Origin of the sequence: Pseudomonas sp. B21-040 (genome assembly GCF_024748695.1) — a bacterium.
Classification (GTDB): Bacteria; Pseudomonadota; Gammaproteobacteria; order Pseudomonadales; family Pseudomonadaceae; genus Aquipseudomonas.
In genome coordinates, this window is sequence record NZ_CP087176.1 from 2,892,579 (window position 1) to 2,903,308 (window position 10,730).

10 protein-coding genes are annotated in these 10,730 nt (G+C 59.7%); 4 read left to right on the forward strand and 6 right to left on the reverse strand.

The features are described 5' to 3' along the window. Positions 1 to 53: 53 nt before the first annotated feature. The 3 genes from LOY55_RS13460 to LOY55_RS13470 all read left to right on the forward strand — a co-directional run bounded on the left by LOY55_RS13460 (position 54) and on the right by LOY55_RS13470 (position 2,857). Complete coding sequence (locus LOY55_RS13460; protein WP_109784701.1) at positions 54 to 2,165, forward strand: PAS domain-containing sensor histidine kinase; 2,112 nt, start codon at positions 54 to 56, stop codon at positions 2,163 to 2,165. 157 nt (positions 2,166 to 2,322) lie between these two features. Next, positions 2,323 to 2,565: a DUF465 domain-containing protein gene (locus LOY55_RS13465; RefSeq protein WP_046027470.1), complete on the forward strand. Its 243-nt coding sequence runs from the start codon at positions 2,323 to 2,325 to the stop codon at positions 2,563 to 2,565. A 109-nt stretch (positions 2,566 to 2,674) separates the two neighbouring features. Beyond that, positions 2,675 to 2,857, forward strand: a complete 183-nt coding sequence (locus LOY55_RS13470) for a hypothetical protein (RefSeq protein WP_046027469.1) — start codon at positions 2,675 to 2,677, stop codon at positions 2,855 to 2,857. Between the two features lie 117 nt (positions 2,858 to 2,974). On the opposite strand, the gene LOY55_RS13475 is transcribed toward LOY55_RS13470, so the two are convergent. From LOY55_RS13475 to LOY55_RS13500, 6 genes are all read right to left on the reverse strand, one after another. Continuing rightward, on the reverse strand, positions 2,975 to 4,063 hold the full coding sequence (locus LOY55_RS13475) for an SMP-30/gluconolactonase/LRE family protein (protein ID WP_046027468.1): 1,089 nt from the start codon (positions 4,061 to 4,063) through the stop codon (positions 2,975 to 2,977). After that, positions 4,060 to 5,205 (reverse strand): SRPBCC family protein, encoded by a 1,146-nt coding sequence (locus tag LOY55_RS13480; protein WP_258668043.1) that lies wholly within the window; start codon positions 5,203 to 5,205, stop codon positions 4,060 to 4,062. Before LOY55_RS13480 ends, LOY55_RS13475 begins: the two co-directional genes overlap by 4 nt. A gap of 99 nt (positions 5,206 to 5,304) precedes the next feature. Further along, the gene (locus tag LOY55_RS13485) at positions 5,305 to 6,168 is read right to left on the reverse strand and encodes a LysR family transcriptional regulator (RefSeq protein ID WP_046027466.1); all 864 of its coding nucleotides are present in this window, start codon (positions 6,166 to 6,168) and stop codon (positions 5,305 to 5,307) included. Between the two features lie 64 nt (positions 6,169 to 6,232). Continuing rightward, positions 6,233 to 8,080, reverse strand: coding sequence for an amidohydrolase (locus LOY55_RS13490; RefSeq protein ID WP_258668314.1), 1,848 nt, complete (start codon positions 8,078 to 8,080; stop codon positions 6,233 to 6,235). 294 nt (positions 8,081 to 8,374) lie between these two features. Beyond that, positions 8,375 to 8,689 (reverse strand): SCP2 sterol-binding domain-containing protein, encoded by a 315-nt coding sequence (locus LOY55_RS13495; protein WP_007976511.1) that lies wholly within the window; start codon positions 8,687 to 8,689, stop codon positions 8,375 to 8,377. 64 nt (positions 8,690 to 8,753) lie between these two features. Continuing rightward, entirely contained in the window at positions 8,754 to 9,464 is a 711-nt protein-coding gene (locus LOY55_RS13500) for a histidine phosphatase family protein (protein WP_109784702.1), read from the reverse strand. Between the two features lie 203 nt (positions 9,465 to 9,667). Between LOY55_RS13500 and sohB the strand changes: the two genes are divergently transcribed. After that, on the forward strand, positions 9,668 to 10,690 hold the full coding sequence (gene sohB, locus LOY55_RS13505) for a protease SohB (RefSeq protein ID WP_046027464.1): 1,023 nt from the start codon (positions 9,668 to 9,670) through the stop codon (positions 10,688 to 10,690). Positions 10,691 to 10,730 lie beyond the last annotated feature (40 nt).

The following is a 10,730-nucleotide window of genomic DNA, read 5'->3' on the forward strand; positions in this document are numbered from 1 at the left end:
CGTGCGCAATGCTCGAAACAAACGGGTGTCAATGACCGGGATAGAGCCAATCGATGCAGTTTCTAGACGAAAGCCACGGGTGTGCTGGCTGGAACGGTGAAATGGCCGGGCGTATTCGCGCCTTCGACTGGTGCCAGACCGAACTGGGCAGCCTCGACACCTGGCCCGCAAGCCTGTGCAGTTCTGTGCAATTGATGCTGGCTTCACCCCTGCCGATGGTGATGCTGTGGGGCCGCACCGGGTACATGATCTACAACGATGCCTACTCCCGATTCGCCGGTGGCCGCCATCCCTATCTGTTGGGTTCCCCGGTGGAAATGGGCTGGCCGGAAGTCGCCGAGTTCAATCGGCATGTGGTCAATACCTGCCTGGCGGGCGGCACCTTGTCCTATAGCAATAAAGAACTGGTGTTGCTGCGCGACGGCGTTCCCGAAGACGTCTGGCTGGACCTCTATTACAGCCCGGTGGCCGACGATAGTGGCAAGCCGGCCGGTGTCATGGCGATGGTGGTCGAGACCACGGGCCATGTGATGTCCGAACGCCGCCGCCAGGCTGCCGAAGATGCCTATCGCGCCGACAACGAACGGGTTCGCCTGGCGCTCAATGCCGGAGCCTTGCTGGGTTCGTTCGTCTGGGACATCAAGGCCAACAAGCTGTCTGGCGACGAGCGCTTTGCCCGCACCTTCTGCTATCCCGCCGATCAGGACCTGAGCAACCTGCCCACGGAGGTTGCCGAAGCGCAGATCCATCCCGACGATCTCGGTTGGGTAAAGGAGCAGGTTAATAAATCGGTAGAAACCGGTGAGTCGTTCAATGCCGAATATCGTGTCCTGCGCCCGGACGGCAGTTACCTGTGGGTACAGGCGAGCGGCGGTTGCGAGTTCAATGAGCAGGGCGAGCCGTTCCGCTTTCCCGGCGTCTTGATCGACATCCATGAACGCAAGACTGCCGAAGATTCGTTGCTCAGGTTCACGCGTAACCTGGAGCAACGTGTGGCGGATGAAGTCGACGCGCGGCTGGCCGCCGAAGAGCAACTTCGCCAATCACAGAAACTCGAAGCCATCGGCGGTCTCACCGGTGGCGTCGCCCACGACTTCAATAATTTGTTGCAGGTGATCGCCGGCAACCTGCACTTGCTGGCGCGGCATGAACCGGACAATGCCAACGTACAGCGCCGGGTCAATGCCTCGATTGCCGCCGTCGAACGTGGCGCAAAATTGTCTTCGCAATTGCTCGCGTTCGCCCGTCGCCAGCCACTGTCACCCGCGGTGTGCCATCCACGGCAGATTTTCGACGGCCTCGCGGAGCTGTTGCAGCGGGCGTTGGGGGAAACCATTCAGATCAACGTCAGTGCCCCGCAGGATCCCTGGCACATCTTTGTTGATCGCAATCAACTGGAGAACGCCATTCTCAATCTGGCAATCAATGCCCGTGACGCCATGAAAGGTGAGGGGACCATCGGTCTGAGTGCCGAACACATCGTCCTCGACTCAACGTTTTGTGCGGGCAAGGGCATTGTTGCCGGCGACTACGTCTGCGTTTCGGTGACAGACGCCGGTATCGGCATGCCACCGCAGGTGCTTGCCCAGGCCTTCGAACCGTTTTTCACCACCAAGGCCGATGGCCAGGGAACGGGGCTGGGGTTGAGCATGGTGTTCGGTTTCGTCAAACAGAGCGGCGGGCACATCGAGATTTCCAGCACTGAGGGGCAGGGCACTCGGGTTCAGTTGTATTTCCCACGCAGCCTGCGCCCGTTGCCCAGCGAAACGACGCCGCTTGATGCGCAGCACCGCGGCGGCCATGAAACCATTCTGGTGGTTGAAGACAACGAAGCGGTACGCGCCTCGGCGGTGGAGTTGTTGTGCGAAGAGGGTTACCACGTCTTGACGGCCGCCAACGGCGACCAGGCGATGCAGATATTGCTGGAGGGGGCGGCCGTGGAGTTGATTTTCACTGACGTGGTCATGCCTGGCCTGATCAAAAGCGCGGACCTGGCCGCGTGGGCCAAAGTGCAAATTCCCCCGGTGGCGGTGTTGTTCGCCTCGGGCCATACCCGCGACATTATCTCGCGCAACCACCTACTCAGCCCCGACACGCATTTGCTGAGCAAGCCCTACGGGCCCCAAGCGCTTACCCGAATGGTTCGCACCGTCCTTAATGGTTGAACTCCTTTGCTCAAGCTTTACCGTATTTGCGACAGGACGACGAACGGGCACCGCTGGTCTGACAGGTGGTCGACAGAACCCGGTATCCGAGGCCATTCTGATAGTTGGTAAGCGCAATTGATCGCGTTTGCTACCGATCATCAAACGGAGGTGTTCCATGCCGGTGTCCCATGACCTGTATCAGGACTTAAAGCTTTCAAAGGAAGAGATCCAGCAAAAACGCACCAAGGATCCGTTACTGGATTCGCTGATCAACAAATATTCCCAGGCGGACGCCGATGTGGTGAAGGCCGAGACCGCGACATCCGATGCGCCCAGCGATGATGTGCTGAAGAAGCTCAAGGAGAAGCGCGTGCAGGTCAAGGACAAGATCGTCGCACAATTGCAGGCGAAGTCCTGAGGCGCCGAATCGAGCCACCGACGACCGGTGACGCAAAATTTGGAACGACGTAAAAACCGGCACCTCGAAAGTCAGTAGTCATCGTTATCGACTCCCTGAGAGGTGCCTTATGACCCGTCCCCCTATCCCCGGCAAAGCCAAATACCCCAGCGAAGAGCAGGGCGGCTATGACCCGATTCCGACGCATCCCCAGCCGTTGAGCCCGAACCGCATCACGACCCATCCGAATGAAGAGGATGACGACACTGCGCGCAAGCACGACGAAACCGCTGACGCCCCAGATTCCGAATAACCCACACAAAACCCGGTGTGAGCCGGGCTTGCCCGCGATGGCGACGGCACTGGCGACATTGATGTATCAGGCTGGCCGCCATCGCGGCCAAGCCCGGCTTCCACATATTGATTTTTGTTATTTCTGGAGGGCAGTGGTGAGCGGCAGTCGCACCATGTTTGTCGCCTTCAGCGAGCCGAAGTACAGCCAGTCCCCATACTCACGCACCGTCGTGATCGGTGAATAGTTACCGCTGCTGGCGTCCTGCAGGTTGGCAATCACCTTGCCGTCCAGATCCAGCCCCAGGGCGAAGGCGCGCTTTTCCACCGGTTTAGGCAGCAGCGTCATCGCCCGGACAATCATTTTGCGCACGTGAGGGTGAGGCGCCGTGCGGTCGAGCAGCGCATTGCGCGGTGCATAGAGTGCTACCCAGAAGCGGTTCTGGCCGTTGAACGCGAGGTTGTCCGGCAGCCCTGGCAGGTTGTCGATAAACAGGTCATGCGTGCCGGCTTTCGGCCCGGTCAGCCAAAAGCGGCTGATACGGTAGGCGCCGGTTTCGTTGACCAGTACAAAAGCGTCGTCCGGCCCCAGTGTCACACCGTTGGCAAATTCGAGCTTGTCCAGCAGCACGTCGGTTTTCCCGGTCTGGAAGTCATACCGCAGCAAACGGCCGTCACCTCCGTGCTCGATGATCGCCTCGCCATCCTTGCCGTAGCCCCAGCGGCTGGAAGCGTCGCTGAAATAGGCGTAATGCCCGGACTTGTCGATGGTTACGTCATCGGTAAAACCAAAAGGCACGCCGCCCGCCGTAGTGGACAGCGGGATCAACCGGCCTTGAGCGTCCAGGGACAGCAGCCCTTTAACGGCGTCCGCGATCACCAGCAAACCATTGGGGTGGCGCGCCAGGCCCAAGGGTCTGCCACCGGTATCGGCCAGCACATTGGTGTCTTTGCCGTCGATGCTCGTACGAATCAACTTACCGTCATGCAAGCCGGTGATCAGCGTATCGCCCTCGAGCAACAGGGCTTCCGGCCCCGCAATGTCGGCCGGACCGACACGCTCCACGCCTTTGAGGCGCTGATTGTCAGCGTAGACGCCGCTGGTAAGGGAAGGGGCCGGTGGCGGGTTCCAGGCGACCGGTTTTACCTTGGTTGGCCACAGCAACAGGAAGGCGCCAAGGGCAATGAGTAACAGCAACAGTCCATGTCGAAACTTGATTCTGCTCACGCGTGGGCTCCGGCGGCGGTCAGCTGTTTTTGCGCCATCTCTCGCAAGGCCAGCATCGATTCGGCGGATTCACGTTCGATGCGCCGTTTGAGCAGCAAGTGATTGGCAATGCGCATTCCGAGGCCGGCGAATTGATAATCCAGCGTGCGGATAAATTGCGTGTCGTCACCGTCCGCTGCGCATTCGTAAGTCACCGTCAGCGACAAGCCGTGATCGCCTTGTGCCCAGGCACTCCAGCGGCGTCCCGGCAGGTATTCGTTGACCTCCCAACTCAAATGCCCGTCGCGACCCCCGGCCCGGATGTCTTCCTCAAACCGCGATCCAGCGTGCAGCGGGCCGGCCGGACCGTCAACCTTGAGGGAAGACGGATGCCACTCCGGCCAACGGGTAACGGTGCTGGCATAGGCGAGCACGTCCATCGGATTTCCAGCGATAGCGATCTGGTGCTGCATGCGCGTCATGGGCGTTCTCGAAAAGGGCAGGGAGGGCTGATCCGGTTCCCAGTAGAGGGTGCCGAACAGGTAATCCATCAGCGGAAACACGATGTTGAAATTGCGCTCCTGCATCAGCTCGCGGCGGTGATGCAGTTCATGCAGGCGGCGTATCTGGCGAATCCACGGCAGACGCGTGATCGGGTTGCCGGGCGGCAAGTGCTCGCAGGCGTGAAACACTTCATAGGTCAGGTAACCCAGGACCAGACAACCGCCGACCAGACCGGCGACGTTGCTGTCGAACTGCGCCAGCAGCCACCAAAGGGGCAGGGTGATGACGACGGTGTGCACCACGATCAGCCAGGCTGGAAACAGGATCACCCGCCAGTCCCGGGCACTGTCATAGGTCATGTGGCCGGGGGCGAAAAAGCTGTGGTGGTCGCCGGCATGGCGGGCGTAGAACATCCGCGCAAAGCGCTTTTTGTGATGGCCCAGATGTCGGTGCACCCCATACACACCGAGGTTGAAAAACAACAGCGTAATCGGAACCGCCAGCCATTCCAGCGGCTTGACCTGATGCACGGTGCTCCAGAATCCGCCGATGGCCAGCAATCCGAACACCAGCACAAAGACGCCGTGCAGCCAGGGGTTGTACAGCGGATGAATGTCGGCGCGATAGCGGCTTCGGAATGCCTGGGTGGTCTGCCTCACTGCGGTCACCTCTGGTTATTGTTATAACCAGCAGATTAGCTGATCTGCCCGCAGAGGCTGGAGCAACCTACAGGACACAAACGCCATGATCCGGTGTGTTCAGGTCAGCGGATTCCAGCGCTGCGACCAGTCTTCATCGGACTGGATCACTTCGCGCAGCAAATCGAATGCCTGTTGCAGGGTTGCCGAGTCACGATCGCGCGAATACACCAGGTAGGTCGGGTAGCTGAACTCCGGGGACTTGGGCACGATTTCCAGTACACCGCTTTCCAGATAGCTCTGGACCACGCGCGTGCGGAAGTAGCCGCTGCCACCGTTTTCCAGGATGTACTGCAAACCGAGCGGGCCGAGGTTGAAGCTCAGGGCGGCTTTGGCTTTTTCCGGCAGGGCCGCATCGTGCTGGCGACGGAAATCCGGGCCCCAGTCGATGTACACGTAGGGATCGGGCTTGCCCGCCAAGCGCACCAGCACCAGTTTTTCTTCCAGTACCTGCTCGACTTGCAGGCGCGGCCAGTACTCTGGCTGATAGACCAGCGCCGCATCGAGCACGCCCAGTTCCAGCTGACGTAGAAGGTTTTCGCCGTCGCGGATTTCCATGCGCAGGGCGTGGCTGGGAATTTTCTCGCGCAGCTCGCCCGCCCAACTGAGCATCAATGGGTTGCACAGACTGACCTCGCCACCGATGTGCAGCACATCGCGGTAGCCTTCAGGCAAGGGCAAGTCCCGGCGCGCCGCTTCCCAGGTTTCGACCAGTTGATTGGCGTACACCACAAAGGCCTCGCCATTGGGCGTCAGGCGCGCGCCGGCGCGGTTGCGCACAAACAGCGTGCTACCGAGCTGGCTTTCAAGTTTCTGCACGCGTGCGGTGATCGCGGTCTGGGTGACATGAAGCTTCTCGGCCGCCGCGGCGAGGCTGCCGTGGCGGACGATTTCCAGAAAGGTGCGGGCGAGATCAATGTCCATGGGGCGGCCGACGGGGAAGGTGCGGCCATTGTAGGTTTACACCTCACCGGTGGCGAGTCTGCGCTTAAAACGCAAAACACGAACAGCCAAACGCTCCCCAGAATCCCTGAAAGTCGCTGACCGGCGCACTCGACAGTCGGGCACGTTCATGGCTATGGGCATGCACTGCACAAGCGCCAACACATTGATGCACTTGCGCCGCCAGCGGTGCCACGGGTTTCCAGTGCCCCGGCACCTTGCTGACGGGTGACCATTCAGGCACCACCGGGATCGGCGGTGGCCCGAGCTTTTCGAACTCCTGGACGCCATACACAATCTTGCCGTCGACAATGGTCAGCACCGACTCGATCCATTTGATCGCTTCATCTTCGATGTGGAAGTAGTCCGCCGACAACGCAATCAGGTCGGCCAATTGCCCGACTTTGATTTGCCCCTTCTTGCCTTGTTCCGAGGAGAACCAGGCGCTGCCGTGGGTAAAGAGCTCAAGTGCCGTATCGCGGCTCAAGCTTTGGGGATACAACTCAAGTCCGCCGACGGTGCGGCCGCTGACCAGCCAATACAGTGAGGTCCACGGGTTGTAGCTCGATACGCGCGTGGCGTCGGTACCCGCGCCGACCGGGATGCCTTCAGCCAGCATGCGTGCAATCGGTGGCGTATGTTCAGCGGCCTTGGCGCCGTAACGGTCGACGAAGTATTCACCCTGGAAGGCCATGCGGTCCTGGATCGCAATGCCGCCGCCCAAGGCTTTTACCCGTTCGATGTTCTGCGGGGTGATGGTTTCCGCATGATCGAAAAACCATGGCAAACCATTGAAAGGAATATCACGATTGACCTTCTCGAATACGTCGAGCATGCGGCTGATGGATTCGTTGTACGTCGCGTGCAGGCGGAACGGCCAACGCTGTTCCACCAGATGCCGGACCACCGGTTCCAGTTCCTGCTCCATGGTTTGCGGTAGATCCGGGCGCGGTTCGAGGAAGTCTTCAAAGTCCGCCGCCGAAAACACCAGCATCTCCCCGGCACCATTGTGCCGCAGGAAATCGTCACCCTGGCCGTAGTGCGAAGTGCTGGTCCAGTTTTTGAAGTCGGTCAGTTCTTCCTTGGGTTTCTGGGTGAACAGGTTGTAAGCAATGCGCACCGTGAGCTGCTGGTCTTTGGCCAATTGCTGAATGACGTGATAGTCGTCCGGATAATTTTGATAACCGCCGCCGGCGTCGATGGCGCTGGTGACGCCGAGGCGATTGAGTTCGCGCATGAACTGGCGGGTCGAGTTGACCTGATACTCCAGCGGCAGCTTGGGCCCCTTGGCCAGGGTGGAGTAGAGAATCATCGCGTTGGGCCGGGCGATCAGCATGCCAGTGGGATCACCGTTGGCATCACGAACAATTTCACCGCCAGGCGGGTTCGGAGTGTCGCGGGTGTAACCGACCACTTTCAGCGCGGCGCGGTTGAGCAGGGCGCGATCGTAGAGGTGCAGGACGAACACGGGTGTGTCCGGCGCCGCTTTGTTCAGTTCATCAATCGTCGGCAGGCGTTTCTCGGCGAACTGAAATTCATTCCAGCCCCCGACCACCCGTACCCATTGCGGCGTGGGGGTGCGATCGGCCTGGTCCTTGAGCATGCGCAAGGCATCGACCAGTGACGGCACGCCTTCCCAGCGCAGTTCGAGGTTGTAATTGAGGCCGCCACGGATCAAGTGCAGGTGCGAGTCATTGAGACCGGGAATCACCGTGCGACCATGCAGGTCGACGATGTGCGTACCGGCGCCTTGCAGGGCCATGGCCTGTGCATCGCTGCCGACCACCACGAAGCGCCCGTCCTTGATCGCGACGGCGCTCGCCTGGGGTTTTTTGCGATCGACGGTGTGCAGGCGTCCGTTGTACAGAATGAGGTCGGCCGGGGCGTCGGGCATGGTTTTACTCCCTGCGAATAACGGGCTGATCCAGGCACCGACAGCGCCTGCCGAAAGGCCTTGCAGTACACGTCGGCGGTTAAAACCGTCAGAGTCGTCAGGCGGGGTCATGGCCGTGCTCCGCGCAATTGGGTCGAGGGGCAATCAGCCACTGCCTGACGCATGCGGCCACAAGGAATATAGACGGTGAATGCGCAGGTAGCCGTTTTCTCGGGGCGGAAAACGACGAATCCCGCCACAAGGGACGGGATTCGTTGGTAGCGAGACGGGCTCCCGAAGGTCGGGAGCGCAGTCTTAGCTCGGGAACAGCTCGGACAGTTTCATCGCCAGCATCATGTCGCCTTCAGCGCGCAATTTGCCGCCCATGAACGCTTGCATGCCGTCGGTCGAACCGTCAACGATGCCTTCCAGGGTTTCGCCGTCCATGACCAGAGTGACCTGGGCGTCAGGGTTTTCGCCTTCTTGCAGCTCGCAGGTGCTGTTTTTGACGATCAGCGAGAAGTTCTTGGTGTCGTCGATGCGGAAACCGAAAACCAGGTCCAGACCGGCAGCAGCGGCTGGGTTGAACTTGGCTTTCATTGCTTGTACGGCATCAGCTACGGAGGTCATGGTTCGATCCTTTCTTGGGTAATTAGAGCTGGGTGATTACAGCCAGGGTCACAATAATCCGGACTCAGCGAAACGTGATGAGTTCCGGGGCCTTCAACAACTGCAGGTGCGCATGACTGTTGAAGGAAGCCAGTGCCACCTCGCGACCACGGAACTTCAAGTGGTTGAGCGAGGTGTTGACGATTTGCCAGTTCAGCTCAAATGCCTGCCTGGCCGGCATTTGTGTAATGAGGTGGAGCAGGGCGGTGATGGTGCCACCGGAGGTAAATACGGCGATTTTCTGGGTGCTGTCGGCGCTTTCCAGGATTCGCTGCAAACCGGCCTGTACGCGTTCAACGAAGCCCAGCCAGCTTTCCAGGCCCGGTGTGTCATAGGTGCCGGTGAGCCAGCGTTCGATGATCAGGGCAAAGATGCGCTGGAATTCGGCGCGGTTTTGCGCGGCATTGCGCAGGACGTCCAGAGCCTCGGGTTCGTCTTCCAACATGGCCGGCAGCAGCGCGCGAATGACCGCGTCGGCGTCGAACTCGTTGAAGGCGGAATCGATTTCCAGGGTCGGCACCGGCAGGCCCACTGCGGCGTACTGTTCCAGCGCGCTATTGGCAGTGTGCTGCTGACGGCGCAGGTCGCCCGAGAGGCAGCGATCGAAGCTGATACCCAGCTCGGCCAGGTGTTGGCCGAGGATTTCCGCCTGGCGAATACCGGTCGGCGACAGGACGTCATAGTCGTCTGCACCAAAGGAGGCCTGGCCATGTCGAATCAAATAGATACTGCCCACGTCCGCGTCGTCCCGGTACGTTGAAGGTTTGGCGAGGTTATGAGGATGGCGCGGAGCTGTCAATGAAAAAACATACGCTTGTTTGAAATGGCCGTTACGGGCCTGTTACCAGAGGTTGCACGGCTGGTCGCCGGGCTGGCGCATGGGTATGCTGGAGGTATCCCGCGCGTGTTCAAGCCGCGCTTAGTAATGAAGGAGTCACTGTGGAGTTTTTGTCTGAGTACGCCAGTTTTCTGGCCAAGACCGTGACACTGGTGATCGCCATTCTGGTGGTCCTGGCCAGTTTTGCGGCGTTGCGCAGCAAGGGGCGGCGCAAGTCGGCCGGTCATTTGCAAGTCAGCAAGCTCAATGATTTCTATAAAGGGTTGCGCGAACGCCTGGAGCAAACCTTGCTCGACAAGGACCAGCTCAAGGCCCTTCGCAAGTCCCAGTCCAAATCCGAGAAAAAGCAAAAGAAAACCCCCGAGACCAAACAGCGCGTGTTCGTGCTGGATTTCGACGGTGATATCAAAGCGTCGGCCACCGAGAATCTGCGCCACGAAATTACCGCGCTGCTGACCCTTGCCACGCCCAAGGATGAAGTGGTGCTGCGCCTGGAAAGCGGTGGCGGCATGGTTCACAGCTACGGCCTGGCGTCCTCGCAACTGGCGCGCATCCGCAATGCTGGCGTGCCATTGACCATCTGCATCGACAAAGTCGCGGCCAGCGGCGGCTACATGATGGCCTGCATCGGCGAGAAGATCATTAGTGCGCCATTCGCGATTCTCGGCTCCATTGGCGTGGTGGCCCAACTGCCCAACGTCAATCGCCTGCTCAAAAAGCACGACATCGACTTCGAAGTGCTGACCGCCGGTGAATACAAACGCACCCTGACTGTGTTTGGCGAAAACACCGAGAAGGGCCGCGAAAAATTCCAGGAAGACCTGGACATTACCCATCAGTTGTTCAAGAACTTCGTCGCGCGCTATCGCCCGCAACTGGCCATTGATGAAGTGGCCACCGGTGAAATCTGGCTCGGTGTCGCGGCCCTCGACAAACAACTGGTCGACGAACTCAAAACCAGCGATGAATACCTTGCCGAGCGGGCAAAAAATGCGGAGCTCTTTCATCTGCACTATTCCGAGCGCAAAAGTTTGCAAGAGCGCATCGGCATGGCGGCCAGCGGTTCGGTCGATCGTGTTTTGCTGACCTGGTGGAGCCGTTTGACTCAGCAACGCTTTTGGTAATCGACATCTCATCATCGTTTTAAACAAAAAAACCGGGGCT

Bases quoted from the DNA above. Each gene is read 5' to 3' on its own strand.
- LOY55_RS13460 (WP_109784701.1), top strand. From the start codon at position 54: ATGCAGTTTCTAGACGAAAGCCACGGGTGTGCTGGCTGGAACGGTGAA.
- LOY55_RS13465 (WP_046027470.1), top strand. From the start codon at position 2,323: ATGCCGGTGTCCCATGACCTGTATCAGGACTTAAAGCTTTCAAAGGAA.
- LOY55_RS13470 (WP_046027469.1), top strand. From the start codon at position 2,675: ATGACCCGTCCCCCTATCCCCGGCAAAGCCAAATACCCCAGCGAAGAG.
- LOY55_RS13485 (WP_046027466.1), bottom strand. From the start codon at position 6,168: ATGGACATTGATCTCGCCCGCACCTTTCTGGAAATCGTCCGCCACGGC.
- LOY55_RS13490 (WP_258668314.1), bottom strand. From the start codon at position 8,080: ATGCCCGACGCCCCGGCCGACCTCATTCTGTACAACGGACGCCTGCAC.
- LOY55_RS13495 (WP_007976511.1), bottom strand. From the start codon at position 8,689: ATGACCTCCGTAGCTGATGCCGTACAAGCAATGAAAGCCAAGTTCAAC.